19 protein-coding genes are annotated in these 26555 nt (G+C 69.5%); 1 reads left to right on the top strand and 18 read right to left on the bottom strand.

From position 1 onward, the window contains the following. Positions 1-53 precede the first annotated feature (53 nt). From pip to BUF17_RS04750, 3 genes are all read right to left on the bottom strand, one after another. Positions 54-1013, bottom strand: coding sequence for a prolyl aminopeptidase (gene pip, locus BUF17_RS04760; RefSeq protein ID WP_073627101.1), 960 nt, complete (start codon positions 1011-1013; stop codon positions 54-56). A 116-nt stretch (positions 1014-1129) separates the two neighbouring features. Then, complete coding sequence (locus tag BUF17_RS04755) at positions 1130-2707, bottom strand: multicopper oxidase family protein (RefSeq protein ID WP_073626177.1); 1578 nt, start codon at positions 2705-2707, stop codon at positions 1130-1132. 62 nt (positions 2708-2769) lie between these two features. Beyond that, positions 2770-5364, bottom strand: coding sequence for a heavy metal translocating P-type ATPase (locus tag BUF17_RS04750; RefSeq protein ID WP_084564035.1), 2595 nt, complete (start codon positions 5362-5364; stop codon positions 2770-2772). A 79-nt stretch (positions 5365-5443) separates the two neighbouring features. Here BUF17_RS04750 and BUF17_RS04745 point away from each other — a divergent pair, with 79 nt between their 5' ends. Further along, positions 5444-5719, top strand: a complete 276-nt coding sequence (locus BUF17_RS04745) for a metal-sensitive transcriptional regulator (RefSeq protein WP_073627097.1) — start codon at positions 5444-5446, stop codon at positions 5717-5719. A 90-nt stretch (positions 5720-5809) separates the two neighbouring features. Here BUF17_RS04745 and BUF17_RS04740 read toward each other — a convergent pair whose 3' ends face one another. The 15 genes from BUF17_RS04740 to rpsT form a co-directional block, all read right to left on the bottom strand. Continuing rightward, positions 5810-7003, bottom strand: coding sequence for an ABC transporter permease (locus tag BUF17_RS04740; RefSeq protein WP_084564033.1), 1194 nt, complete (start codon positions 7001-7003; stop codon positions 5810-5812). 3 nt (positions 7004-7006) lie between these two features. Continuing rightward, positions 7007-9775 (bottom strand): ribosome-associated ATPase/putative transporter RbbA, encoded by a 2769-nt coding sequence (gene rbbA, locus BUF17_RS04735; RefSeq protein WP_084564030.1) that lies wholly within the window; start codon positions 9773-9775, stop codon positions 7007-7009. Positions 9776-9800: 25 nt separating this feature from the next. Next, positions 9801-10922, bottom strand: coding sequence for an HlyD family secretion protein (locus tag BUF17_RS04730; RefSeq protein WP_073626173.1), 1122 nt, complete (start codon positions 10920-10922; stop codon positions 9801-9803). After that, positions 10919-11926, bottom strand: coding sequence for a zinc-dependent alcohol dehydrogenase family protein (locus tag BUF17_RS04725; RefSeq protein WP_073626171.1), 1008 nt, complete (start codon positions 11924-11926; stop codon positions 10919-10921). Before BUF17_RS04725 ends, BUF17_RS04730 begins: the two co-directional genes overlap by 4 nt. Positions 11927-12003: 77 nt before the next feature. Next, positions 12004-12729, bottom strand: coding sequence for a CBS domain-containing protein (locus BUF17_RS04720; protein WP_073626169.1), 726 nt, complete (start codon positions 12727-12729; stop codon positions 12004-12006). Between the two features lie 222 nt (positions 12730-12951). Next, positions 12952-14028, bottom strand: a complete 1077-nt coding sequence (locus BUF17_RS04715; protein ID WP_073626167.1) for an NAD(P)-dependent alcohol dehydrogenase — start codon at positions 14026-14028, stop codon at positions 12952-12954. A 138-nt stretch (positions 14029-14166) separates the two neighbouring features. Continuing rightward, positions 14167-14610 (bottom strand): hypothetical protein, encoded by a 444-nt coding sequence (locus BUF17_RS04710; RefSeq protein WP_244530762.1) that lies wholly within the window; start codon positions 14608-14610, stop codon positions 14167-14169. A 393-nt stretch (positions 14611-15003) separates the two neighbouring features. Continuing rightward, complete coding sequence (locus BUF17_RS04705) at positions 15004-15729, bottom strand: helix-turn-helix domain-containing protein (RefSeq protein WP_073626165.1); 726 nt, start codon at positions 15727-15729, stop codon at positions 15004-15006. A 194-nt stretch (positions 15730-15923) separates the two neighbouring features. Next, positions 15924-18350, bottom strand: a complete 2427-nt coding sequence (gyrB, locus tag BUF17_RS04700; protein WP_073626163.1) for a DNA topoisomerase (ATP-hydrolyzing) subunit B — start codon at positions 18348-18350, stop codon at positions 15924-15926. Positions 18351-18622: 272 nt separating this feature from the next. Beyond that, positions 18623-19246, bottom strand: a complete 624-nt coding sequence (locus BUF17_RS04695) for a LysE family translocator (protein ID WP_073626161.1) — start codon at positions 19244-19246, stop codon at positions 18623-18625. A 277-nt stretch (positions 19247-19523) separates the two neighbouring features. Next, positions 19524-20684, bottom strand: a complete 1161-nt coding sequence (recF, locus tag BUF17_RS04690; protein WP_139282421.1) for a DNA replication/repair protein RecF — start codon at positions 20682-20684, stop codon at positions 19524-19526. Positions 20685-20713: 29 nt separating this feature from the next. Continuing rightward, positions 20714-21832, bottom strand: coding sequence for a DNA polymerase III subunit beta (gene dnaN, locus BUF17_RS04685; protein ID WP_073626159.1), 1119 nt, complete (start codon positions 21830-21832; stop codon positions 20714-20716). Between the two features lie 421 nt (positions 21833-22253). Then, positions 22254-23879 (bottom strand): chromosomal replication initiator protein DnaA, encoded by a 1626-nt coding sequence (dnaA, locus tag BUF17_RS04680; RefSeq protein WP_073627089.1) that lies wholly within the window; start codon positions 23877-23879, stop codon positions 22254-22256. 393 nt (positions 23880-24272) lie between these two features. Next, positions 24273-24719 carry a rhodanese-like domain-containing protein gene (locus BUF17_RS04675; protein ID WP_073626157.1) on the bottom strand — a complete coding sequence of 149 codons (447 nt, stop codon included), beginning with the start codon at positions 24717-24719 and terminating at the stop codon, positions 24273-24275. 988 nt (positions 24720-25707) lie between these two features. Continuing rightward, a complete protein-coding gene (rpsT, locus tag BUF17_RS04670) occupies positions 25708-25974 on the bottom strand; it encodes a 30S ribosomal protein S20 (RefSeq protein WP_073626155.1) in 267 nt (88 codons plus the stop codon). Positions 25975-26555 lie beyond the last annotated feature (581 nt).

Here is a 26555-nt window from a genome sequence, read left to right as displayed (position 1 = left end):
ATGCGCCGGGATCGATGGACGCCGGAGGCTGATCCGGCGTCCGGGACCGTGGCTCAGCCGGCGAAGCGGTCGGTGGTGCGGATCAGCACGTCGAGGATGCCCGGCTCGTCGTAGGCGTGGCCGGCATCGTCGATGAGGTGATAGTCCGCTTCCGGCCAGGCGCGGTGCAGGTCGTGCGCGGTCTTCGTCGGGCAGGCCATGTCGTAGCGCCCCTGCACGATCACGCCCGGAATGCCCTTGAGCTTGTGGGCGTCGCGCAGGAGCTGGCCCTCGTCCATGAAGCCGGCATGGACGAAATAATGGTTCTCGATCCGCGCGAAGGCGAGGGCGAACTCGTCCTCCTCGAACTGGCCGGTGGTGCTCGGCTTCGGCAGCAGCGTGATGGTCGAGCCCTCCCAAAGGCTCCACGCCTTGGCCGCGGCGAGGCGCACGGCCGGATCGTCGCCGACGAGGCGGCGGCGGTAGGCGGCCATCATGTCGCCGCGCTCGGCCTCGGGGATCGGGGCGAGGAAGCCTTCCCAGAGATCCGGGAAGATCCAGGACGCGCCCTCCTGATAATACCATTCGAGCTCGGCGCGCCTGAGCGTGAAGATGCCCCGCAGCACCAGCTCCGTCACCCGCTCGGGGTGCGTCTCGGCATAGGCGAGGGCGAGGCACGAGCCCCACGAGCCGCCGAACACCTGCCAGCGCTCGACGCCGATCATCTCCCGCAGCCGCTCGATGTCGGCGACGAGGTCCCACGTCGTGTTGGCGTCGAGGTTCGCGTGGGGCTTCGAGCGCCCGCAGCCGCGCTGGTCGAACAGCAGGATCCGGTAGCGCGCGGGATCGAACAGCCGGCGGTGATGCGGCGAGCAGCCGGCGCCCGGCCCGCCGTGGAGGAACACCACGGGCTTGCCGGCGGGATTGCCGCAGAGTTCCCAATAGAGGCTGTGGCCGTCGCCGACATCGAGCATGCCCGTGTCGTAGGGCTCGATTTCGGGATAGAGCGTGCGCAGGGCGGGAGTGGCCGTCATGTCATTCTCCGGATGGCGCCGGTGCCTCTGGAGCGGCATCGGCCCCGTCCGTCTTAAGCCCGTTCGTTATCCGCCGCCATCGGTTCGGCACGAACGCGCCCCGCCCGATAGTTGCGTCACGCATCCTCGTAGACCACCTCCGTCATCATCCCCGTCACCATGTGGTAGAGGTTGTGGCAGTGGATCAGCCACCGGCCGGGATTGTCGGCGTCGAAGGCGACGCGCACCGAGCCGCCGGGCATCACCAGCACCGTGTCGCGCACCGCCCCGGCGACAGCCCGGCCATCGATCTCCACCACCTGGAAATGGTGGCCGTGCAGGTGCATCGGGTGCGACATCGGCGACGGGTTGGTGAAGCCGATCACGATGCGCTTGCCGCCGCGCACGGGCAGCATCTTGCGGTTCGACCACACGCGTCCGTCCATCGTCCAGCGGAACGGCATCATCGAACCGCCGAGTTCCACGTCGTGGCGGATGTCCGCCGCCGCGTCGCCGAGCGGGTAGAGCGCCCGCAGCCGGCCTTCGAGCGAGAGATCGACCGCCGGCACGGGCTTCTCGGCCTCGCCCGGCACCTTCGGCACGGCGGCGCCCGGCGTCGCCAGCACGATGCCGGTGCGCGCGGTCGCGCCTTCGAGCTGCGCGAGGATCGGGAAGGCGCCGTCCTTGACGGTGACGACGATGTCGAGGCGCTGGGCCATGGCGAGCGGGAACCGGCTTGCCTCGAGCGGAACGACCTCGTTGCCGTCGACGGCGATCAGCGTGCCGGTGAGGGCGCCGAGGTCGAGCCAGAAATTGCTGGCGGTGGCGCCGTTGATCACCCGCAGGCGGACCTTGCCGTTGCGCTCCACCCTGACGATTTCGGGGTCGGACAGGGTGCGGTCGTTGGCGAGGAAGGCGTCATATCGGATGTCGTTGAGGTCGGCGGCGCCGTGGTCCATGCCCGGCATGGCATGGCCGGCCGCTCCCGAGCCGCCCATCCCCTCCATCCCGGCCATGCCGGCGTGATCCATGCTCCCTTGATCCATCGAGCCATGGTTCATGGAGCCGCTATTCATGGAGCCGTGATCCATGCCCGGCATGTCCATGCCTTGCATGCCACCGCTCTGCATGTCATGGCCCTGCATGCCCCCGCCCGCCGCCATCCCGGTCAGCCCGGCGAGGATCTCCTCCGGGTCGCGGAAGCTGAAATCGTGCAGCATCACCACGACCTCCTGGGCGTCCATCGCCGCGTCGTCCGGCGTGCGCACGATCAGCGGCGCCGCCAGCAGCCGCTGCTCCTGCAGGCCCTGGTGCGAGTGCATCCAGTGCGTGCCGGGCCGTGGCGCGAAGTCGTAGGTCGCGCTTTCGCCGTCGAGGATCGGCGAGACGTAACCGGTCGAGGCCACGCCGTCCTGTTCCGGCGGCGGCGTCTGGCCGTGCCAGTGCACGATGGTCGCCGTGCCCAGGCGGTTGCGGAGAATGGCGGAGAAGCGCTCGCCGGGTTCGAGCACCACGCCCTGCCGGCCGCCGGGGCCGGCGACGCCGAACACGGTCGCCGCCTTGCCGTCGACGTCGATCACCCGGCTTTCGGCGACGAGTTCGAACGTGCCGGCCGGCGCAGCCAGCGCCGTGCGGGCGAAGGCCGGCAGCAGGCCGGCGGCGGCGAAGGCGCCCGCGCCGGCGAGGAAACCGCGGCGGGTGGGGTGGAACGGCATGACGAACGCTCCCTGTTGAAGGCGCACCGGTCGCAGCGCCCTGAGTTCGACGGACGGGCGGATCAGGAAAGCCGCGCCGCGCGCAGGCGCAGCGCGTTGCCGATGACGCTGACGGACGACAGCGCCATCGCCGCCGCCGCCACCACGGGCGACAGCATCAGCCCGAACACCGGATAGAGCAGCCCCGCCGCGATCGGCACGCCGGCGGCGTTGTAGATGAAGGCGAAGAACAGGTTCTGGCGGATGTTGGCCATGGCGGCCTTCGACAGCCGCCGCGCCCGCACGATGCCGCCGAGATCGCCCTTCACCAGCGTCACGCCGGCGCTTTCCATGGCGACGTCGGTGCCGGTGCCCATGGCGATGCCGACATCGGCGGCGGCGAGCGCGGGCGCGTCGTTGGTGCCGTCGCCGGCCATCGCCACCACGCGGCCTTCCGCCTTGAGGCGGGCGACCACGGCGCTCTTGCGCTCCGGCAGCACCTCGGCCTCCACCTCGGTCAGGCCCAGCCCGCGCGCCACCGCCTCGGCGGTGGTGCGGTTGTCGCCGGTCAGCATCACGATCCGCAGCCCGTCGGCCGCCAGCGCCTTCAGCGCGGCCGGCGTCGTCGCCTTCACCGGGTCGGCGATGGCGATGGCGCCTGCGGCCGCGCCGCCGACGGCAACGAACACGGCAGTCGCGCCGTTGCGGCGCTCGGCCTCGGCCGCCGCGCCGAACGCCCCGGCATCGATGCCGAGTTCGGCGAGGAAGCCGGCATTGCCGATGGCCACCTTGCGGCCCTCCACCATGCCGGTGGCGCCCTTGCCGGGCGGGCTGTCGAACGCCTCCGGGGTCGCCAGCGCCAGCCCGCGCGCCTCGGCATCGCGCACGATCGCCGCGGCAAGCGGATGCTCGCTGGCGCGTTCGAGGCTCGCGGCGAGGCGGATCAGTTCGGCCTCTCCGATCGGCCCGGCATGAACAGCCGTCACGCTCGGCCGGCCCTCGGTCAGCGTTCCGGTCTTGTCGACCACGAGGGTGTCGACGCGCTCCAGCCGCTCCAGCGCCTCGGCATCGCGGATCAGCACGCCCGCCTCGGCACCGCGGCCGATGCCGACCATGATCGACATCGGCGTTGCGAGGCCGAGCGCGCACGGGCAGGCGATGATGACGACGGAAACGGCCGCCAGCATCGCGAACGCGAACCGCGGCTCCGGCCCGAACATCATCCACACCGCGAAGGCGAGCGCCGCGACGGCGAGCACCGCCGGCACGAACCAGCCGGCCACCCGGTCGGCGAGCGCCTGGATCGGCGCGCGGCTGCGCTGGGCCTCGGCCACCATCTGCACGATGCGCGACAGCATGGTGTCGCGGCCGACCGCCTCCGCCACCATGACGAAGCTGCCGGTGGCATTGAGCGAGCCGCCCACCACCTTCGCGCCCGGCTCCTTGCCGACCGGCAGGGATTCGCCGGTCACCATGGATTCGTCCACCGTGCCGCGGCCTTCGGACACGCTGCCGTCGACGGGCACCTTCTCGCCCGGTCGCACGCGCAGCCGGTCGCCGACGCCGACGAGATCGAGCGAGACCTCCTCGTCGGAACCGTCCGCCCGCACGCGGCGCGCGGTCTTCGGCGCCAGATCCATCAGCGCCCGGATCGCGCCGGACGTGCGGTCGCGCGCCTTCAGTTCCAGCACCTGGCCCACCAGCACCAGCACGGTGATCACGGCGGCGGCCTCGAAATAGACCGGAACGGCGCCGTCATGGCCGCGCACGGCGGCGGGAAACAGCCCCGGAATGAACGTTGCGGCGACGCTGTAGACCCACGCGACCCCGGTGCCGATGGCGATCAGCGTGAACATGTTGAGGTTGCGGGTGACGAGCGAGCGGGCGCCGCGCTCGAAGAACGGCCAGCCGGCCCACAGCACCACCGGCGTCGCCAGCACGAGCTGCACCCAGTTCGATGTCTGCTGCGCGATCAGGCCGTGCAGGTCGATGAGGTGGCCGCCCATCTCCAGGGCGAACACCGGCACCGTCAGCGCGAGGCCGATCCACAGCCGCCGCGTCATGTCGGCGAGTTCCGGGTTCGGCCCGCTGTCCGCCGTGACGACGGCAGGCTCCAGCGCCATGCCGCAGATCGGGCAGGAGCCCGGGCCGATCTGGCGGATCTCCGGGTGCATCGGGCAGGTGAAGATCGTGCCTTCCGGCACCGGTTCCGCGGCCGGCGCCGGGCCGAGATAGCGCGCCGGATCGGCGGCGAACTTGGTGCGGCAGCCGGCGGAACAGAAATGGTAGAGCGTGCCGCCGTGCTCGAAGCGATGTTTCGAGGTCGCCGGATCGACGTCCATGCCGCACACCGGGTCCTTTACCGTGGCTCCGGACGAGGGCGCGGCGTGATGGTGATGGCCATGCGGATGATCGCCATGGCAGCACGCCGCCTCCGGCGCCGGCTTCTGCGCCGGCGCACCATGATCGTGGTCTCCGTGGCAGCAGGCCTTCGGCTCCGTCGCGGCCTTGCGCGCCGTCGGCAGGGTCAGGGCCGGCGGGCCGGAACAGCATGCCTCGCCGTGCGGCTCGCCGGCGGCAGGTGCCGCGTGCCGGTCAGGGTGTCCGCTCGGGGTGCCGGTTCGCGATGCCGGATGCTCGCCTGCCGGAGAACGTCCGTTCTCGGTCTCTGCGGTCATGTCGGTGCTCCTTGCGGTATTCCCCCGGGGGGTATCTGATCCGCTTGACCAATATACCCTCATGGGGTATCTGGCAAGCATGAGAACCGAAGCGAAATCCTCCGTGCTGAAGCGCCTCAAGCGCATCGAAGGCCAGGTGCGCGGCATCGCGCGCATGGTCGAGGATGACCGCTACTGCATCGACATCCTCACCCAGATCGCCGCGGTTCGCGCCGCCATGCGCCGCGTCGAGGACGAGGTGCTGCGCGATCACGTCGGCCATTGCGTCGAGCACGCGATCCGCAGCGGCGATGCCGAGGAGCAGCGCGCCAAGATCGCGGAGCTGATGGAGGTGTTCGCCCGCGCTGAACGCTGAACGCCGCACGGGGCGGAATGATCCGCCCCAAGCCTGTCCGACCGAATCCTGCCGGCTCCGCGCCCGCGAAAGCGCGGGACGGGGCACGCCCTATTGCTGGGCGGCGAGGAAGTGGCGGAAGCGCTTCAGGCTGACGAGATAGAACAGGAGCCCGATGGCGCCGACCGCGAGGAAGCGGGGCCACACCACGTCGAGCCCGGCGCCGCGATAGAGGATCGCCTGCGACAGCGCGACGAACTGCGTCGAGGGCGATACCTGCATCCCGACCTGCAGCCAGTGCGGCATGCTTTCCAGCGGCGTGAAGCCGCCCGACAGCATGTTCATCGGCAGCACGACGAGGAAGAACAACAGGCCGAATTGCGGCATCGTCCCGGCGATGGTGCCGAGGAAGATGCCGAGCGCCGCCGTGAAGAACAGGTAGAGCGCCACGCCGGTCAGGAACAGCAGCACCGATCCGGCGATCTCCATGCCGAGCAGGCCCTGCAGCACGCCCAGGATCGAGACCGCCGTCAGCCCGAGCACGACGAGCCCGTTGGCGAACACCTTGCCGAGCATGATCTCGGTCGGGCCGACCGGCAGCACGAGCAGATGCTCCAGCGTGCCGTGCTCGCGCTCGCGGATCAGCGCCGCCCCGGATAGCAGCACCGACAGCATGGTGATGTTGTTGATGAGGCCCATGGCGCCGGTGAACCACGACGATTCCAGCGACTGGTTGAAGAAGATGCGGATCGAAAGCGCGACCTGCGGCACGGCCTCGCCGTCGCTGCGGGTGACGAACCGCGTCACCTCGTCGTTGACGATTTCCTGGATATAGCCGGACCCGAGACCCGCCTGCATCACCGCCGTCGCATCGATCAGAAGCTGGATCGACGGTGAACGGCCGGCGAGAACGTCGGACTGGAAGTCCGGCGGGATGTCGAGCACGAAGATGTAGCGCGCATCGTCCATGGTGCGGTCGATGTCGTCGGCGGAAATGGCGACGGGCGTCTGGAAGCGCGGTGGCAGCAGCGCGTCGACGATCGTCTCCGAAAGCGTCGAGCGGTCGTTGTCCACCACCGCGATCGGCGCCTGGTGCAGGTCGTGCGACATGCCGTTCGCCTGGATGTAGATCGCGAACGTGAAGGCATAGATCACGAAGGCGAGCATCGAATAGTCGCGCCGCAGGCTCTGGAACTCCTTGCCCATCAGCAGGCCGATATTGGCGAGGCGCCGCCGCTTGTGCCGCGGGGCGGGAGCGGGCGAAGGAGAGGATGAGGAGGGCGCGGGGGAAGAGGCGTTCGGCATCGCTTACCGTCCCTGTTTGCGCAGGAGCACGAAGGCGATGGCAAGCAGCGCCGGCCAGAACGCGGTCAGTGCCAGCGCGAACGGCATCAGCGCCGCGAAGTCCAGTCCCTTGGTGAAGGCGCCGACGCTGGCGCGCAGGAAATAGGTCGTCGGGAACAGGGTGCCGATGATGCGGGCCGAGCCCTCCAGCGTCGCGACGGGCTGCATCAGGCCGGAGAACTGGGTCGCCGGCACCATGGTGCCGATGGCTGTGCCGAACAGCGCCGCCACCTGGGTGCGCGTCAGCGCGGACGACACCAGTCCGATGGCCGTCGTGGCGAGCACGTAGAGCACGGCGCACACGGCGAGGCCGAGGAAGCTGCCCTTGAGCGGCACGCCGAACACGGTCATCGCCATCACCGTGAGCATGAGGAAGTTCAGGAACGCGACCGCCGCATAGGGCAACTGCTTGCCGAGCAGGAATTCGAGCTTGGTCACCGGCGTCACGTAGAGGTTGGTGATCGAGCCGAGTTCCTTCTCCGTGACGACGGCGAGTGCCGTCAGGATCGCCGGAATGAAGATCAGCAGAAGCGCGATGGTGGCCGGCACCATGGCTTCCACGCTGCGGAACGACTGGTTGTAGCGATAGCGCATCTCCACCGTCGCCGCCTGGGTGACGGTGTTGCCGGCGGTCTCGGCGGCGTCCATGAGGAAGCGCTGATAGACCGCCTGCACGTAGGACTTGATGGTTTCGGCGCGGAACGGCATCGCGCCGTCGATGGCGGCCGAGATTTCGGTGCTGCGGCCGCCGCGCAGGTCGGCGCCGAACGAGGGCGGGATCTCGATCGCGAACGCGATGTCGTTGTCGACCAGGCGCCGCTCCAGTTCCGCCGGGCTCGTCAGCGCGGGCTGGGCGATGAAATAGGTCGAGTGGGCGAATTCGTCGATCAGCGCCCGGCTTTCCGGCGTGTCGTCGCGGTCGAGCACGGCGAAGCGCAGGTTGTCGACGTCGAGGGTGATGCCGAAGCCGAAGATCAGCATCAGGATCACGGTGCCGCCGAGGGCGAACGCCATCCGCACGCGGTCGCGGGTCAGTTCCACCGCCTCGCGGCCGGCATAGGCGGCGATCCGAAGCAGCGACAGGTTGGCCGGCGGCGGCGCCTCGGTCGCGGCGGCGGGCGGCGGCGTCGCGGCCGCGGAACGTCCGCCGAGTTCCATGTAGGCGATGAAGGCTTCTTCCAGGCTCGGCGCGTGCTGGGCTTCCTGCAGTTCGGCCGGCGTGCCGGTGGCGATCACCTTGCCGGCATGCATGAACGAGATGCGGTCGCAGCGTGCCGCTTCCGACATGAAGTGGGTGGAGATGAAGATGGTGACGCCGTCGCGCCGCGACAAAAGCTGCAGGTCGTCCCAGAACCGGTCCCGCGCCACCGGGTCGACGCCCGAGGTCGGCTCGTCGAGGATCAGGATCTCCGGCTCGTGCAGGATCGCGACTGCGAGCGAAAGCCGCTGCCGCACGCCGAGCGGCAGGCTGTCGGCCAGCGCATCGATGTCCTCGCCGAGGCCGAAATTCTCCACCAGCAGCTTGATGCGCGCCTCTGCCGCCGCGCCGCGGATGTCGAACAGGCCGGCGTGGAGCTCCAGGTTCTGGCGCACGGTCAGCTCGCCATAGAGCGAGAAGCTCTGCGACATGTAGCCGACACGGCGGCGGGTCTCGATGTCGCCGGCATCGAGCGGGCTGCCGAACAGGAACGCCTCGCCGGAGGTTGCCGGCAGCAGCCCGGTCAGCATCTTCATGGTGGTGGACTTGCCGCAGCCGTTGGAGCCGAGGAAGCCGAAGATCTCGCCCCGCCGGATCGAGAAGCTGACATGGTCGACGGCGACGAAATCCCCGAACCGCCGGGTCAGGCCGCGGGATTCGATCGCCACGGGCGCATCCGCCGGGATGGGCGCGACGGCGGAATCGGTGCGGTCGGGTCCGCGCTTCTCCGCCGGCAGCAGCGAGACGAACGCGCGCTCCAGGCTGTCGCTGCCGGTGCGGGCAAGCAGCTCCGCCGGGGTACCGTCGGCGAGAATGCGGCCTTCGTCCATCATCACGACGCGGGGGAAGCGGATCGCCTCGTCCATGTCGGAGGTCGCGACCACGAGGCCGAGGCCGGGGCGCGCGGCGCGGATGCCGTCGATCAGCTCCCAGAACTGGCGCCGGGACAGCGGGTCCACGCCGGTGGTCGGTTCGTCGAGGATCAGGAGATCGGGGTCGTGCACCAGCGCGCAGCACAGCCCGAGCTTCTGCTTCATGCCGCCGGAAAGCCGGCGCATCAGCCGGTCCGCGAACGGGGTGAGGCCGGTCGCCGCGAGCAGCGGCTCCACCCGCGCGCGGGCGGCCTCGCCCGTCTGGCCGAACAGGCGCGCGAAGAAGGTGATGTTCTCGACGACGCTCAGGTTGGCGTAGAGATTGCGGCCGAGCCCCTGGGGCATGAAGGCGATGCGCGGCTGGACGCGGTTGCGCTCCGCGCGCCGGGCGAGATCGGCGCCGAGCACGGAGACGGTTCCCGTCTGGATGCGCGTCGCCCCCGCGATCAGGCCGAGCAGGGTGGACTTGCCGACGCCGTCCGGCCCGACGATGGCGAGCGAGCCGCCGGCCTCCATCTCCAGCGAGAAGTCGGTGAGGGCGTGCACCGTCTTGTAGGCGTGGGAGACGTTGGCGACCCGGATGCCGCCGCCGTCCGACGGCGGGCCGGCGGGCCGGTCCGCGTCGCGCGCGCTGTCGGGTGGGTCGGCGATTGGCGCTGTCATGGAGGGCCGCTGCGGTCCATGCCGGCTACTGGGCCGGCGCCGGCGCGGGCGCCGGAGCCGGTTCCGAAGCGGGCACCTCCGCCTTCGCGCCGTCCGCGGGCGGCACGGCCAGCACCGCCGGCGGCAGCGTGCGGCTGCCGGGATTGCCCTCCGACGTCGCGGCGGTGTCCTCTGTCAGGTCCGATTGCAGCCAGTCCGGCCACGCCGCCTTCGGATCGAGCCTCACATAGGCGACGCCGGGCACGCCGGTCTTCACCTGTTCGAGGTGCTTCTCGACCAGCGATTGCGGCACGCGGATCTTGACGCGGAACATCATGCGGTTGCGCTCGTCCGCCGTCTCCACCTGCTTCGGCGTGAACTGGGCCTTCGCGCTGACGAACGAGACGTTGCCGGGAATGGCGCGGTCCGGCAGCGGCTCGACCACGATGCGGGCATCGGTGCCGATGGCGAGCGCGCCCGCGGCCGAGGCCGGCAGGAAGATCGTCATGTAGATATTGGAAAGGTCCAGCACCGTCAGCACCTTGCCGCCGGCGCCCACCACCTCGCCGGGCTCGGCGAGGCGGAACAGCACGCGTCCGACCCGGGGGGAGGTCAGAACGCCGTCGGCAAGCTGCTGCTTCAGCTGCGCGACCGTCGCCTCGGCGCTGCGGATCGCGGCCTCGTTGTTGAGCAGCCGGCTTTCGGCGGCGGCGAGCGCCGACTGGGCGGTGTCCCGCACCGATTGCAGGTTGTCGACGCGCTGCTGCGAGACGAAATGCCCGCCGAGCAGCACGAGGTTGCGCTCATATTCGGTCGAGGCGAGCTGCAGCTCGGTTTTGCGCTGGGCGATGACGTGCTCGGTCTCGGCATAGGCCTGCCGCGCCTGCTCGACCTGCGCCTCGGCGGCGGCGAGCTGGGCGGCGAGTTCGCGGGTGTCGAGCTCGGCGAGCACCTGGCCCGGCTGCACCAGATCGCCTTCCTCCACGTTGATGGTGGCGATGCGGGCGGGATATTTCGCCGCGATGTCGATCTCGGTCGCCTCGATGCGGCCGTTGCCGGAGGCGAAGCCCGGCGGCAGCACGCGGCGGTCCATCCAGGTGCGCACGCCGAAGGCGGCCGCGCCCGCGACGATCACCGCCGCCACCAGAATCAGGATGACCTTCTTCATGACTTTGCCGCCTCTGCCGCGCCGGGCACGAGCACGGCGGCGCCCTGGAAGCGGCCGGCGCGCAGGTCGTCGAGGGCGGCGTTCGCCTGTTCCAGCGGATAGATGGTCGTCGTCATCTCGATACCGAACGAAGGCGCCAGCGACAGGAATTCCGTCGCGTCGGCGCGGGTGAGGTTGGCGACGGACACGATCGAGCGCTCCTCCCAGAGGATGCGGTAGGGGAACGACGGGATGTCGCTCATGTGGATGCCGCCGCACACCACGCGGCCGCCCTTGGCGACCGCCTTCAGCGCCAGCGGCACCAGTTCCCCGACCGGGGCGAACAGGATGGCGGCATCGAGCGGCTCCGGCGGCAGGTCCTCCGACGCACCCGCCCACGCCGCGCCGAGCGAGAGCGCGAGCGTCTGCGCTGCGGTGTCCCCGGCGCGGGTGAAGGCATAGACCTCGCGGCCCTGGTGGCGCAGCACCTGGGCCAGGATATGGGCGGCGGCGCCGAAGCCGTAGAGCCCGATCCGCCTGCCGGGGCCGGCGGCCTTCAGCGACCGCCAGCCGATCAGCCCCGCGCACATCAGCGGCGCGGCGGCGACGGGGTCGTCGAAGCCGTCGAGCGGGAAGGAGAACGCCGCGTCGGCGACGACGTGGGTGGCGAAGCCGCCGTCGCGGCCATAGCCGGTGAACACCGGCGTGTCGCACAGGTTTTCGCGGCCGTCGTCGCAATAGGCGCAATGCCCGCAGGTGTGGCCGAGCCAGGGAATGCCGACCCGCCGGCCGGGCGCAAGCCCGTGCACCCCGCGACCGATGGCTTCCACGATGCCGACGATCTCATGGCCGGGAACGAGCGGCAGCGCCGGGTGCGGCAGGTCGCCGTCGACCACGTGCAGGTCGGTCCGGCAGACGGCGCAGGCTTCGACCCGCACGCGGATCTCGCCGTCGCCGGGTTCCGGCACCGGCCGGTGCTCCAGCACGAGCGGCCGGCCCGGGCGTGTCAGGACCATCGCTTCCATCGCCGGGCGTCTCCCTGCTGTTCCGAAAAAGCCGGCCCCGAACCGGGCCGGCTCCGCCGTCGGCCGCGCGCCCGTGCTCAGCGCTCGTAGGGGCTCTTGATGTCCGGCGGCAGCATCACGATGCCCGACATCGGCTCGATCCAGACGAGGTGATCGGTCACCTGGGTCACGCCCGGCACGCCTTCCGCCGCGACGCGCGCCGCGGTGCGGATCCGTTCGTCGAAGATGGTGCCCTGCAGGTCGACCACGCCCTTGGAGACGTTCACCTCGATCACGCCGTCCCGGCCCCAGGGGTGGCTGCCGAGTTCGGCGACCACGGCGGCCTTGATCTCCGCATCGCTGTGGGGGTTCGGCGCCGGCTCGGTGAAGGCGGCGAGCAGGGCGCGCAGCAGGTCGGCGCGGGAGACGATGCCGACGAGCTTGCCGTCTTCCACCACCGGCAGCCGCTTGATGGCGCGGCGGTTCATCACCTCGACCGCGTCGCTCAGCGGCTCGCCCGGCGCGACGGTGTCGACGTCGGTCGTCATCAGGTCGCCGATCTTGATGGCATGGGTGGCGACGTAACGCTCCGCCTCGCGGCCGGGGCCGGCGAGGATGCTGCGCCACCACGGCATCCGCCGCTCGGTGCCGATCTCGGCGCGACGGATCAGGTCGCCTTCGGTGACGATGCCGACGAGCTTGCCGTCGTCCAGCACCGGAAGGCCGCTGATGCGGCTGTCCAGCATCAGCCGCACGGCTTCCGCCACCGTCGTCTCCGGCGTCACCCCGATCACGCCGCGGGTCATGATGTCAGCGACGTTCATCGCCGTTCTCCCTCGTGTCCGCTCGAACGACAACGAGACGCTCAAGCTCTTGGAACTGGTGCGCGGTCTTCCGTCGGAGGGTTCCGCCGCCCGGCCGGAAAACACGCTCGCGTCTTCGTCTCGCCGGAACGCGGGTGGCGACGGTTCGAATCGTCCGCCATCTTCCGCGTTCCCGTCGTCATCATGCGCCAGAACGGCGCCGGTGGCGCGCCGTTCCCCGTCTCACGGCTTGATCGCGACCTTCAGCACGCCGTCGCGCTGGTGCGCGAACAGGTCGTAGGCCGCCTCGATGTCGTCGAGCTTGAACTGGTGGGTGACGAGCGGCTTCAGGTCGACGCGGCCCGATGCCACCACTTCCATCAGCCGCCGCATCCGGTCCTTGCCGCCCGGGCAGAGCGTGGTGACGATGCGGTTGTCGCCGAGGCCGGCGGAGAAGGCGCCGAGCGGAATGGTCAGGTCGGACGAATAGACGCCGAGGCTCGAAAGCGTGCCGCCGGGGCGCAGCACCCTCAAGGCCGCCTCGAACGTCTTCTGGGTGCCGAGCGCCTCGATGGAAACGTCGGCGCCGCGGCCGTCCGTCAGCCGCATGATCTCCTCGACCGGATCGTGGGTCTTGAAATCGACGACGTGGGTGGCGCCGAGCGCGCGGGCGATCTCGATCCGCTTCGGCACGGTGTCGACGCCGATGATGGTGGTCGCCCCCATCAGCTTGGCGCCCGCGACGGCGCAGAGCCCGATCGGGCCGAGCGCGAACACCACCACGGTGTCGCCGATGCGCACGCCGCCCGATTCCGCGCCCGAGAAGCCGGTAGACATGATGTCCGGACACATCAGCACCTGTTCGTCCGTCAGGTGATCCGGCACCGGGCTGAGGTTCACCAGCGCGTCGGGCACCAGCACATATTCCGCCTGGGTGCCGTCGATGGTGTTGCCGAACTTCCAGCCGCCCATGGCCTTGAAGCCGTGGCGGGTGCCGGGGCCGTCCTGCGAGGAGCAGCCGCACAGGCAGGCGAACGAATGGCCGCTCGGGGTGATCGCGCCGGCGATCACGCGCTGGCCTTCCTGGAACCCGGTCACGCCGGAGCCGAGCTTCTCGATGATGCCGACCGGCTCGTGGCCGATGGTCAGGCCCCTCGCGACCGGATACTCGCCCTTCAGGATGTGGACGTCGGTTCCGCAGATCGTGGTGGTGGTGATGCGGATCAGCGCATCCTGCGGCCCGACATCCGGGATCGGCTTCTCGTCGAGCACGATGCGGCCCGGTTCGACGAAGATCGCGGCTTTCATCTTGGCGGTCATGGCAGGCTCCCAGGAATGCGTGTTTTGCGCGGCTCGGCCGCTGTCTCAGGCGCGCCGCGAAACGTCCGCGCGGCGCGGTGGTGCTTCGGTCGGGGCCGGCGTGTTGCCGGCGTCGGTCGGGCGACGTTCGCCCGGCGCTCAGACCGGTTCGACGGCGATCACGCGGAAGGTGTGCATGCCGTCGTGTTCGTGGATCGAGACATATTCCCCGATGAGGAACCGCTCGTCGCCGAAGTGGTAGCCGGCCTCGTCGTCGAGATGCGCGTCGGCGGGGTAGCGGAAGGCCCAGCTTCCCCCCGGCCGGCGAACGAGATGGCCGATGGATTGTTCCCCGTCGCGGTTGCGGACGGCGCGGCATACCTCGCGGTGCGCCGCCCAGAGTTCGGGCGAGATGTGCCCGTTGACGTCGAGCGGCGCGACGAAGGCGTAGGTGTGGGAATTGCTGCCCTCGGGATGGCCCTTCTCCCGGGCGAGATCCAGCCGGATGCGCCGGAACGCCTGCGGCAGCGCCGCCCGCGCGGCGGTGACGCCGTGGGCGGAGGTGGCGGAGATCGGGGAGGGGCTTGCGACGGGTGTGATCATGGCGGCGGCTCCGGGCTGCGGACCTCGGTGGTCCGGAGGGGCGCTGGAGCATCCCGCTCCAGCCTTTGGACCTGGCACCTTCCGAGCGGACGTCCGATCGGAAGAAATCGCTCCAGATTCAAGAGCTTGAGCATATTCCGCGTTCGGATCTTCCCGATCCGAACGGAAACTGCTCCGGCTTCAGGACAGCGGCCCGGAGAGGTGTCCGGCCGCGAACTCCGAACAGACGCAAGGCTGACGAACGCAGGATCGACTGACTTCGAGCACGACACTTGGGGCGCGCCTCGGGGACCTTCCCCCGGGGGATGTCGTGACGCGGGCCGCGAACGCGGGCGCGTCGAGCGGGCCTTCACGCAGAGCGGTGAGAGGCCGAAGCGATGCGGCGGTGGGCTTTCAGCCGTCCAGCCGGCGCAGGGCAGACCGGTTGCGGATCACGATCCGGCGCGGGCTGCGGAAGGCGATGATACCGTTGCCTTCGAGCTGTGTCAGCGTCCGCGAGACCGTCTCGATGGTGAGGCCGAGATAATCGGCCATATCCTGGCGCGACATCGGCAGGTCGACGGCCTCGCCGCTCGCCAGTTCGCCGAGGAAGCTCGCGACGCGCTCCTGGGCGGTCTTGCGCCCGAGCAGCAGCACATGGTCCTGCGAACGCTGCAGGTCGCCCGCGGCCAGCGTCCACAGCGCCTGGGCGATTTCCGGATCGCGGGCGGCCAGCGCCACGACGACGCTGCGCCGCACCAGCCGCAGCGTCACCGGCGTCACGGCCTCGGCGGAGAAGCGGTGGGTGGTGCCGATCTCAAGCCCGAACACGGCACCCGGGCGGTGGAAGGCTTCGATCTGGCGGCGCCCGTCGTCGAGCAGCTTGCACACGCGCACCGTGCCGCTCACGACGAAGTGCACATAATCGGTCGGCTCGCCCTCGCCGTAGATTTCGGAATTCCGCTCGAACGGCACTGTCATCTCCGTGCCGGCGAACAGGTCGAGCAGGGCGGTCGGCAACCCGGCGACGGCGGCGGCCTCTGTTGCAGCCGGCTGCGGGGCGCGGATGGTCGGGAAGGGGGTCAGAACGGCGGTCCGGCGCTGATGGGCAGGGCTGCGCTCGAGGGTGGCGTGCTGCATGGGAATCGCCTCGTTCCGATATGATCGATGTCAAATGGATAGGGCGAAGGCCGGCCGGCCGAAATTCGGTTTGCCTCTTAAGTAAACCTCCTTAGTCCGAAGGGCTGCGGGCGCAAGTCATTGCTTTCAAAAGAAAAAGGGCGGGGAAACCCCCACCCTTCGCGCGTCCGGCCACGTTCGTGTGCGGACGAATTTCAGATATCGAGATTGGCGACCGTCAGCGCGTTGTCCTGGATGAACTCGCGCCGCGGTTCCACCTCGTCGCCCATCAGCTTGGAGAAGATGTCGTCGGCGTCGTCGGCCTCCTTCACCTTCACCTGCAGGAGCGAGCGCACGTTGGGGTCGAGCGTGGTTTCCCAGAGCTGTTCGGCGTTCATCTCGCCGAGGCCTTTGTAGCGCTGCAGGGTGATGCCCTTGCGGCCGGCGGCGAACACCGCGTCGATCAGCGCCACGGGGCCGCGGATCGCCGTCTCGACGTCCTTGCGCTTCAGCGTCGCCGCCTTGCCGTAGACCTCCCGGAGGTGGTCGGCATGGCCGTCGAGCTTGCGAGCGTCGGCGGAGCCGAGCAGGGCGGCGTCGATGGTCGCGACTTCCTTCACCCCGCGCACCACGCGCTCGAACCGCAGCGAGCCGTCGTCTTCGGCGATGCCGGTCCAGCCGCGCTCATATTCCTCCGCCAGGATGTCGAGCCTGCGGGCGATATAGGCCGCCGCCTGCACCGCGCGTTCCCGGTCGTTCAGAAGTTCCGGGCTGAGCGCGCCGGCGATGGCGGCCTGTTCGACCACATCGCGGCGATAGCGCGAATGCAGCCCGTCGAGCAGCAGGCGAATGCGCTGGGCGTGGTCGATCACCGCGCGCAGGTCGACGCCGACGCGGACCTCGCCGTCCGCCAGCGTCAGGCGGGCATCTTCCAGGCCGGTGTCGATGAGGTAGCTCTCGAGGGCCGCCTCGTTCTTCAGGTACTGCTCGGAGCTGCCGCGGCGCACTTTGTAGAGCGGCGGCTGGGCGATGTAGAGGTGGCCGCGTTCCAGCAGTTCCGGCATCTGCCGGTAGAAGAACGTCAGCAGCAGCGTGCGGATGTGGGCGCCGTCGACGTCGGCGTCGGTCATGATGATGATGCGGTGATAGCGCAGCTTGCCGACGTCGAACTCTTCCTTGCCGATGCCGGTGCCGAGCGCGGTGATCAGCGTCCCGATCTGCTCCGACGACAGCATCTTGTCGAAGCGGGCGCGCTCGACGTTCAGGATCTTGCCGCGCAGCGGAAGAATCGCCTGGTTGGCGCGGTTGCGGCCGCCCTTGGCGGAGCCGCCGGCCGAGTCGCCCTCGACGATGAAGAGTTCGGATTTCGCCGGGTCGCGCTCCTGGCAGTCCGCCAGCTTGCCGGGCAGCGAGGCGATGTCGAGCGCGCCCTTGCGGCGGGTCAGCTCGCGCGCCTTGCGGGCCGCCTCGCGGGCGGAGGCCGCCTCCACCACCTTGGCGACGATGGCCTTCGCCTCCTGGGGGTGCTCCTCCAGCCACGCGCCGAGCGTGTCGTTGACGATGCTCTCGACCACCGGCCGGACCTCGGACGACACCAGCTTGTCCTTGGTCTGGGACGAGAATTTCGGGTCCGGCACCTTGACCGACAGCACGCAGGTCAGGCCCTCGCGGCAATCGTCGCCGGTCAGCCCCACCTTCTCCTTCTTGGAGATGCCGGAGCTTTCGGCGTAGCCGGTGATCTGGCGGGTCAGCGCCCCGCGGAAGCCGGCGAGATGGGTGCCGCCGTCACGCTGGGGGATGTTGTTGGTGAAGCAGAGCGTGTTCTCGTGGTAGGAATCGTTCCACTGCAGCGCCACCTCGACTGTGATGCCGTCGCGCTCGCCGCGCATCGTCACCGGGGCCGGGATCAGCGGGTGCTTGGTACGGTCCAGCCAGCGCACGAAGGCTTCGAGGCCACCCTCGTAATGCAGTTCCTCGCGCTTGGGCTCGACCCCGCGCAGGTCCTCCAGGAGGATGCGCACGCCGGAATTCAGGAATGCGAGTTCGCGCAGCCGCCGCTCCAGCGTGGCGAAATCGAATTCGGTCATGGTGAAGGTCTGCGGGCTCGGCAGGAACGTCACCGTCGTGCCGGTGCGCCCTTCCGCGTCGCCGACGACCGCGAGCGGCGCCACGGCGTCGCCGTGGGCGAAGCGCATGGTGTGCGTCTTGCCGCTGCGGTAGATCGTGAGGTCGAGCCAGGTCGACAGCGCGTTCACGACGGAGACGCCGACGCCGTGCAGGCCGCCGGAGACCTTGTAGGAGTTCTGGTCGAACTTTCCGCCGGCATGGAGCTGGGTCATGATGACCTCGGCCGCCGAAACGCCTTCCTCGGGGTGGATGTCGGTCGGGATGCCGCGGCCGTTGTCGGTCACGGTGCACGAGCCGTCGGGATTGAGGGCGACCGTCACGCGGTCGGCATAACCGGCGAGCGCCTCGTCGATGGCGTTGTCCACCACCTCGTAGACCATGTGGTGCAGGCCGGATCCATCGTCGGTATCGCCGATATACATGCCCGGCCGCTTGCGCACGGCGTCGAGCCCCTTCAGCACCTTGATGGATTGTGCGCCGTATTCCTCGGCGCCGGTCGCGGGATTTTCGGTCATTGAGAATCGCTTGTAGGTCGCTCGGAGAGGAACGTCCGCTCCTTATAGGCGGTTGGACGCCGGGTTCAATCTTGCCGCCCAGTCTAGAGCATCGGGCCTGAAAGCGCGACGCGAACACCCGGAAAATCCGATGCCGAAACAAACATTTCGGTGTTTTCGGGCCGCGTCTGGCGAAGGCATGCCGGCAAGCGTGCCGAAGCGCCCTTCATGCGCTGCAAATGCGGTCTTCTCGCGGCATGCCGCCGCGGCGCGGATTCGCGGTTCGCGCGGCGTCAGCGCCACGCGATCGCGGCGGCGGCACCGGCGAGCGCGGTTCCGGCGATGCGGTTGAGCAGCACCCGCGCCCGCGTGTCTGAGAGGGCGGCCCGGGCCTTCAGCGTGAGGGCGATGTAGCCGATGCTGACGAGCGGCAGCACGAGGACGACGACGCCGGTGATCTCGGCGAAGCGCAGCAGATCGAGCTGCGTCAGGTCGATCACGGTGGGCAGGATCGCGAGATAGAACACCATGGTCTTCGGGTTGCCGAGGGTCAGCGCGAGGCCGGAGGCGAACACCCTGAGCGGCCGCTCGCCCGGCCGGGCAGCGACGTCGGCCTCCTCGACGGGGGCGGTCCAGAGCTTCCAGGCGATGAACACCAGATACGCCATGCCGGCATATTTCACCGCCAGGAACAAGAGGTGGAAGGCGTGGGCGAGCGCGCTCAGACCGAACGCCGCGGCGGCGAACCACACGAGATCGCCCGCGAGAATGCCCGCGGTGAACCAGAGCCCCGCCTTCCAGCCGCCGCCGAGCGTGCGGGCGACGAGCGCCGTCATGCCGGGTCCCGGCGAGGCGACGGCGAGGGCGTAGACGAAGGCGAAGCCGGCAAGGGCGGCAAGGCTGAGGCTGGTGTTCATCTCGGGCGTCCTCGATCGGCCGGTGCCGGCCGGCGGCCGTCACTAGGGCCTGGAGCATGGCTCGTCCGGATCGAAGCGATCTTAACGGCATCACCATGCTCAAGCGTCTGCATCCGAAGCGGCACCGCCGATCCGATGATTTCCATCCGACCGAAAGGCTTCGGCGCCGCCTGCCGCGCTTTTCGCATGGCTGCGCGGCGCTGTCACGCGCGGGGAGGGCAGGTCTGGTCACCGCCGGCCGCAACCTTCGCGGGTAACGTCTCCCGGTCGAAGGGGGTTACGCCGGGCGGAGCGGACGGACGCGGCCGTCGTCGACGGCGAAGTGCTGGGCCTCGTCGCCGATCGCCTCGAACAGCGCGGCGTCGGTCCCGGTCATCCAGGCCTGGGTGCCGAGGGCTGCGATGCGGGCGAACAGGCCGGCGCGTCGGCGGGTATCGAGGTGGGCGGCGACCTCGTCCATCAGGAGGAGCGGCGTTCGGCGCGTGAGACGGGCCACGAGGCGCGCATGAGCGAGCACGAGACCGATCAAAAGCGCCTTTTGCTCGCCTGTGGACGCGCGCGAAGCGGGCATTCCCTTCGCGGAATGCACCACCGTGAGGTCGCTGCGGTGGGGGCCGGTGAGCGTCCGCCCGGCCGCCCGGTCGCGGGCGCGCCCCTCGGCGAGGCGGGCGCGGAACGCATCCTCGGCGGCGACCGCGCTCATCTCGCCGACCCAGCCCTCGATCTCGCCCTCGAGCGACAGTTCCGCGGCCGGGAACAGGTCGTCGGCCTCGGGGGCGAGTTCGGCCAGGCAGCCAACGAGTTCGCGGCGCGCGGCCGCGATCGCGGTGCCGAGTTCGGCGATCTGGGTCTCGATGGCGTCGAGCCATCGGCGGTCGGCATTGTAGTCCTCGATGAGGCGGTTTCGCTGGGCGAGCGCCCGCTCATAGGCCGAAACCCGCTGGCCGTGGCCGGCGTCGATCGCCAGCACCAGCCGGTCGAGGAAGCGCCGGCGGTCGCCGGGCGGGCCGGTGAACAGCCCGTCCATCGCCGGGGTGAGCCAGAGAACGCCAAGATGCCGGGCGAGGGCTTCGGAGGAGCGCTCCTCCTCGCCGTCGATCCGGATGCGCCGGCTCCGCGTGGCCGGCCCGCCATCGGCAGGCGCGGGGTCGAGCCCGGTGCCGATTCTTACAGGTCCGTCAGGGCCTTGCACCACGGCCGACACGGTCCAGCCGCCGGTGCCGCCGAGACGGGCGAGCGCTTCGTAGGTCGCCCGCCGCAGGCCGCGCCCGGGAGACAGCAGCGACACGGCCTCGATCAGGTTGGTCTTGCCGGCACCGTTCTCGCCGACGAGCACAACCGGCCGCCGGTCGAGCTTCAGGGAAAGCTGCGCGTAATTGCGGAAGTCGGTCAGCGCGATGGCCGAAAGGAACACCGCCTCGGCGCCGTCGCCGCTCACCTCGGCGCCTTCCGGCCGGGCACCTCGCGTCACACCCGCATCGGCATCAGCACATAGAGCGTGCCGTTGTCGCCGCCGTCCTGGATCAGGGTCGGCGAACCGGGGTCGGCGAAGCGGAACACGGCTTCCCCGGAGGTGATCTGGCTGGCGATGTCGAGCAGGTAGCGGGCGTTGAAGCCGATATCGAGCGGGGTTGCGCTGTACTCGATCACGAGTTCTTCCGTCGCCGAACCGGAATCCGGGTTGTTGACGGCGAGCACCAGCTTCTCCTCGCTGAGGGAGAGCTTCACGGCGCGGCTGCGGTCGCTCGAAATGGTGGAGACGCGGTCGACGGCGGTCGCGAACAGGTCGCGGTCGACCCGCATTTCCTTGTCGTTCGACTGCGGGATGACCCGGCCATAATCGGGGAAGGTGCCGTCGATCAGCTTGGAGGTGAGCACCACCGGGCCGAAGGTCAGGCGGATCTTGGAATCCGACAGCTCGATGGCGACCGTGCTCTCCGGCTCGTCCAGCAGGCGCTGGATCTCGCCGACCGTCTTGCGCGGCACGATGATGCCGGGCATTCCGGCGGCGCCCGCCGGTGCGGCGCGCTCGGCCTGGGCCAGCCGGTGGCCGTCGGTTGCGACCGCGCGCAGCATGGTGCCGTCGCGGCCGTCCACGGTGTGCAGGTAGATGCCGTTCAGATAATAGCGCGTCTCCTCGGTGGAGATCGCGAACTGGGTGCGCTCGATCAGACGCTTGAGGTCCTGCGCCGGCAGGCCGAACGAGTGGGTGAAGCTTCCGGCGGTCAGGTCGGGGAAATCGCCTTCCGGCAGCATCTGCAACGAGAAGCGAGAGCGGCCGGCGCGCACCGCGAGGGTGGAGCCGTCGCCCGAGGTCTCCAGCGAGATTTCCGCGCCGTCGGGCAGCTTGCGCACGATGTCATGCAGGATATGAGCCGGTACGGTGGTGGCGCCGGGCGCCTCCACCATCGCCGGTACGGTCTCGGTGACCTCGAGGTCGAGGTCCGTCGCCTTGAGGCGGAGCTCGCCGCCCTCTGCCCTCAGAAGCACGTTCGACAGGATCGGGATGGTGTTGCGCCGCTCGACCACGCGATGGACGTGGGAGAGCGATTTGAGAAGGTGTGCCCGCTCGAGAGTCGCTCGCATGATCGCAATCCGCTGTCGGTGATGCCGGCCGGACCGGCGGCATAAAGGAAAGGTGTGGCCGGATCGGCCGGCCTGGCTCGGAGGCGCCGGTAGCGGCGAGACCGCCCCGGCGCCGGGGTCCGAAAACTGCCCGCTGGAGCGCGAACTTGCAAGCCCTCGTCGCATGGAACCGGGCGGGAGGACAGGCGCGGGCGGGGTGCGGAGGCAGGAAGGAGAGGGCAGGGCCGCGGGGGCGGCGCGGCCGTCAAAGCAGGTGGAACGGGACGGCCAAGCGCCGATGAAGCGACGCGGGCCGATGAAGCGACGTCAGCCCGAACCGCCACACGGCGAAGCCGGCCTTCATGCAGGAGGCCGGCCCGGCGTGTCCCGCTCCCTCCGGACGGGGCGCAGGCGCTGATCCGGTCCGGCCGCTCTCCCCGGCTCAGTCGTCGAGCAGGCGCTTCAGCGCCTCGATCTCTTCACCGGTGCGCGCGTCGGTGCGAGAGAGTTCCTCGATCTTGCGCACCGCGTGCAGCACGGTGGTGTGGTCGCGTCCGCCGAACTGCCGGCCGATCTCGGGCAGGGAACGCGGCGTCATGGTCTTGGCAAGATACATCGCGATCTGGCGCGGGCGCACGATCGCCTGGGTGCGCCGGGCCGAGATCAGGTCGGCCTTCGACACATTATAGTGCCGCGACACCACACGCTGGATGTCCTCGATGCGCACGCGACGCGCCTCGCGGGCCTTCACGAGATCGCGCAGCGCCGTTTCCGCCATCTCGACGGTGATCGGCGCGCCGGTCAGCTGATTGTGGGCGACGAGGCGGTTCACCGCGCCATCGAGATCGCGACCGTTGGTGACGACGGCGCGGGCGACGAAATCGATGACGGCCTCCGGCACCGAAAGACCGGGATAGGTCTGGGCCTGGATCGCGAAGCGCTGGGCGACGACGGCCCGGCGAAGGTCCGCATCCGGCGAGCCGATCTCGACCGTCAGCCCGCCGCCGAGGCGCGAGCGCACTCGCGGATCGAGCGTGGAGAGCTCGCTCGGCGGGCGGTCGGCCGCGATGACCACCTGCCGGGCGCCGTCGATCAGCACGTTGAGGATATGACAGAATTCCTCCTGAGTGCGGTCACCGTGCAGGAACTGCAGGTCGTCGATCAGGAGCAGGTCGATGCCGCGCAGGTTCTCCTTGAACGCCAGCGCCGCCTGGGCCTGAAGGGCGGCGACGAAGCGGAACACGAAGTGCTCGGCGGTGAGATAGAGCACGCGGCGATGGCCGCCGGCGCCGGCTTCCGCGGCAATGGCCTGGAGCAGGTGGGTCTTGCCGTAGCCGACCGGCGCGTGGATGAACAGCGGATTGAAGGCGGCCACTTCGCCTGCCCGCGCCCCCGCCACCTGGCGGGCGGCGGCGAGCGCGAGAGCGTTCGACCGGCCTTCCACGAAGGTGGCGAGCGTGAAGCGGGGATCGAGCGGCGAGCCGACGAAGCCACCTTCCGCGCCCTCGCTGCTGCGCGGTGCGGTGAACGGGTGGACCTTGGCGGTGGTCTGGCCGCCAGCGGCCGGCGAGGCGGTGCGATGGCTGCGGCTGCGGGCGGAATCGGCCTGCGGGAGCGGCGTCACCGCCGCCGGAGTCGATACGACGCGCGGCGTGGCTGCGGCGTCGCCACGGGCAGCCGGGGCGGCGGCGCGCAGGGCGCTTTCCGGGGCACGGCTGTTGTTGGCGACCGTGGACTGCGCCTCGGGCACCATCCGCACCCGGGCGGCAGACCGCACGGAGATGTCGAGACGGCGCACGTCGGGGCTTTCTTCCTGCCACAGCGCCATCAGCCGGTCGCCGTAATAGGATTGGATCCACTGCTTCAGGAAGCGGGTCGGCACCGACAGGTGGACGATGCCGTTGGCACAGCTCTCGAGGTCGACGCGGGCGAACCACGACGAGAAGACGTCGTCGCCATACTCGGACTTCAGACGGCTGCGCACCCGGCTCCAGCCGGAATCGGTCCGATCTGCGGAGGCGCTGTCGATCCGCGTCGCAACCGAAGCCGTCTGCTGTGCCGTGCTCATCGTCGTCTCCATGTCGTCTCCGTCCGGTCCGAACGGTCTCAATGTCCCGGCGCCGCCCGCGTGATCGGGGCCGCGCCTCTTCAGTGTGCTCGCACGGTGCCGTGGCAGCCTGCCGCCGGACACCGGTCATATCTCGTCCGGCCGGATCACCGGACCGGTCACCGCACCCGAAGGCGCGGCTTGTTGCATTTTTTTGCGCCGCTTTCCAACCCCGGAAGGGGTCGCAGGGCACACACGATCCGCGTCCGGCCGTTTCCGGCCGGTGCTTCACGCTCGAAACACAACGAAAATTCCGTCACCCCGGCGGGGTTAGCAGCGATCGCATTCCGCGCCGCCGTCTCCCGCCACCCGTGTCGCCCGCCAGGCCGGCCGATGCCGGCCCGCCGGCCTCCGTCAACGTTGCGCCCAGGGCAGTCCCTGGGCCTTCCAGCCCGCGACCACGCCGCGGTGGCCGGCGGCATCCGGCGGGCCTTCGAACCCGCCGCTGATATTATAGGCGCGGGTGAAGCCCGCGTGGGTCGCGGCGATGGCCGCGGACTTGCTGCGCACGCCCGAGCGGCACAGGAACAGCACCGGCGCGGTCTTGTCGCTTCCGGATGCCGAGAGCGCCGCCTGCAACGCCTCGATGAAGTCGGCCCGCACGGACATGTCGGGATAGACCTGCCAGTCAAGGAACACCGTCTCCTTGCCGAGCGAGGAGAGGTCGGGCACCCCGACGAAGGACCATTCGGGAAGCGTCCGCACGTCGACGAGCACGGCGCCGCGCTCGGCGCCCAGCATCGTCCATGCGTCGTCCGCACTCAGGTCCCCGGCATAGGTCGCGCCGGCATCAATAGACATCAAAAAACTCCCCGGCCGCGAGAGGCGGTCCGTCAGTTCTTCTTCGCGCTATGGAGTTTACTGCGCCCGCGAAGCCAACGAACGATAGTCGTCAGCGATAAACGTCGTGCGACAGCAACGCATACCCGCAACACACCACCACACCGCTTGCATAGCTCGAGGCAATAAGAACCATTTGCTCACAAGTGGCTGTTGTCATTTCGGGATTTACGCTTGCACAGGTGGGTGACGAGACCCGTCTCATTCGCGGGCAACGTTCCGATGGGCTGAAAATACACAGCCCCCCCGGACGCGGCAACAGGGGCAAAATCGACGTCGCCGCGCCCCCCCGGAAGGAGGGCCGGACGAGGGGCTGAAACGGGTGGCGGCGATGGGGGCAAGGCCTTTCGACTCAACGCATTCTCGCGCTGTTCGGATCTCGTTAAGCGTCGATCTTGAAGCCGGCAAAAAAAGAATCAGGCCACCCCCTTGACTCGGTTCTGCTGGGGATACGCCGGGAAGGCCTGTGGGCACTTGTCGTTAACGTCTTGTTAAGGTTTCGGTTTTCGAGTCACGTCCACAGCCTGATCCTCGGTTGTGATGCCCGGATCCGTTAAGTCTGTGAATGATTGGGGAAAGTCCGAAAACGCAGATTGACCGCCCGCGCACGGGTTGATTCGAGGGGTGCTGACTGGCGGCGATTCAACCGTCGGCTGTTCTTTCGTGCCGGCCTTGGAACCGCGTACGCGGCCTCGATCGGGCGGATCCGGCGCATCGCCCGGGGACGTCCGGAGAGCGCACCCACCCCCGCGTCCGACCGCTTGCGGCCGGGTGCGGCGCAGCCGTTTCCGCCGCCGGCCTCTGCCGTTCTGCTCGGCCCCGGCTGCCGAAACGGCAGCACCAACGCGAATAGCCCGACCTCTCGCGAGGCCGGGCTATTTCGAACTCTAAAGGACGCTGACAACGTCGACGAGGCTCAGCCCGCCGGATGGCCTTTCGGCCTGCCGTCTCAGGCGCCGATCGCCTTCACACGGGAAGACAGACGGGACACCTTGCGCGAGGCGGTGTTGTGGTGCAGCACGCCCTTCGTCACCGCACGCATGATCTCCGGCTCAGCAGCCGAGAGAGCAACGGTGGCGGCCGCCTTGTCTCCGGAGGCGATCGCCTCCTCGACCTTGCGGATGAAGGTGCGGACGCGGCTGCGCCGGGTCTTGTTGATTGCCGTGCGCGCGGCGATCTTGCGGGCCATTTTCTTGGCCGAAGGCGTATTGGCCATGGTGCTTCCGGATCGATGGATCCCGTCCCGAAAGCCTGTAAGGCCCGGCCGAGATCTGGAATGACAACAAAGGACGTGCCGCGGACGCGACGCTACCGGTTCGCCGGCCGCGAGGCCGTCGGAGAGCCGCTCTATAGTCGCCATGCCCTGCCGCGTCAATCGAAACCTCCGCGCCAGCCTGAGGGAGGGCGGCTTCACGCGGGCATGGGGGTGTCATTTCAAGGGCTTGCCGACCGATGCCGCGCGGCGCATGGCCTGCAGCAGGGCCAAGCGTCGGCCGGGCAGCGGGACTGAGGAAGCGCCTGACAAGGACAGGCTGACAAGGACTCGCCGGACGAAGAGAGTCGCGAGCAGGGAGTAGCAGGTCCAGGTGTCGCCGGACTAAGGCGACCGGACAAGCTCTGCCGGACAAGCTCAGCGGGACAAGGCTTGCCCAGCCCGCAGGACCGGGACTTGCCGCCTTGCCGCGCGCGCCGTATGTAAGCGGCGACGGCGAGCGGCGGCGTCTGCGGATTTCCGTGGCGCGCGCGGCATCGACATCGCGTGCACATCGGGCATCGACAAGCGCTCGCCATTCGTAT

The organism is Pseudoxanthobacter soli DSM 19599 (assembly GCF_900148505.1).
GTDB lineage: Bacteria > Pseudomonadota > Alphaproteobacteria > Rhizobiales > Segnochrobactraceae > Pseudoxanthobacter > Pseudoxanthobacter soli.
This window is presented reverse-complemented; position numbering and strand designations above follow the sequence as displayed.

What these genes read in the sequence shown, in the direction of transcription:
- pip (WP_073627101.1), bottom strand. Translation starts at nt 1,013, where the DNA reads ATGACGGCCACTCCCGCCCTGCGCACGCTCTATCCCGAAATCGAGCCC.
- BUF17_RS04755 (WP_073626177.1), bottom strand. Translation starts at nt 2,707, where the DNA reads ATGCCGTTCCACCCCACCCGCCGCGGTTTCCTCGCCGGCGCGGGCGCC.
- BUF17_RS04750 (WP_084564035.1), bottom strand. Translation starts at nt 5,364, where the DNA reads ATGACCGCAGAGACCGAGAACGGACGTTCTCCGGCAGGCGAGCATCCG.
- BUF17_RS04745 (WP_073627097.1), top strand. Translation starts at nt 5,444, where the DNA reads ATGAGAACCGAAGCGAAATCCTCCGTGCTGAAGCGCCTCAAGCGCATC.
- BUF17_RS04740 (WP_084564033.1), bottom strand. Translation starts at nt 7,003, where the DNA reads ATGCCGAACGCCTCTTCCCCCGCGCCCTCCTCATCCTCTCCTTCGCCC.
- rbbA (WP_084564030.1), bottom strand. Translation starts at nt 9,775, where the DNA reads ATGACAGCGCCAATCGCCGACCCACCCGACAGCGCGCGCGACGCGGAC.
- BUF17_RS04730 (WP_073626173.1), bottom strand. Translation starts at nt 10,922, where the DNA reads ATGAAGAAGGTCATCCTGATTCTGGTGGCGGCGGTGATCGTCGCGGGC.
- BUF17_RS04725 (WP_073626171.1), bottom strand. Translation starts at nt 11,926, where the DNA reads ATGGAAGCGATGGTCCTGACACGCCCGGGCCGGCCGCTCGTGCTGGAG.
- BUF17_RS04720 (WP_073626169.1), bottom strand. Translation starts at nt 12,729, where the DNA reads ATGAACGTCGCTGACATCATGACCCGCGGCGTGATCGGGGTGACGCCG.
- BUF17_RS04715 (WP_073626167.1), bottom strand. Translation starts at nt 14,028, where the DNA reads ATGACCGCCAAGATGAAAGCCGCGATCTTCGTCGAACCGGGCCGCATC.
- BUF17_RS04710 (WP_244530762.1), bottom strand. Translation starts at nt 14,610, where the DNA reads ATGATCACACCCGTCGCAAGCCCCTCCCCGATCTCCGCCACCTCCGCC.
- BUF17_RS04705 (WP_073626165.1), bottom strand. Translation starts at nt 15,729, where the DNA reads ATGCAGCACGCCACCCTCGAGCGCAGCCCTGCCCATCAGCGCCGGACC.
- gyrB (WP_073626163.1), bottom strand. Translation starts at nt 18,350, where the DNA reads ATGACCGAAAATCCCGCGACCGGCGCCGAGGAATACGGCGCACAATCC.
- BUF17_RS04695 (WP_073626161.1), bottom strand. Translation starts at nt 19,246, where the DNA reads ATGAACACCAGCCTCAGCCTTGCCGCCCTTGCCGGCTTCGCCTTCGTC.
- dnaN (WP_073626159.1), bottom strand. Translation starts at nt 21,832, where the DNA reads ATGCGAGCGACTCTCGAGCGGGCACACCTTCTCAAATCGCTCTCCCAC.
- dnaA (WP_073627089.1), bottom strand. Translation starts at nt 23,879, where the DNA reads ATGAGCACGGCACAGCAGACGGCTTCGGTTGCGACGCGGATCGACAGC.
- BUF17_RS04675 (WP_073626157.1), bottom strand. Translation starts at nt 24,719, where the DNA reads ATGTCTATTGATGCCGGCGCGACCTATGCCGGGGACCTGAGTGCGGAC.
- rpsT (WP_073626155.1), bottom strand. Translation starts at nt 25,974, where the DNA reads ATGGCCAATACGCCTTCGGCCAAGAAAATGGCCCGCAAGATCGCCGCG.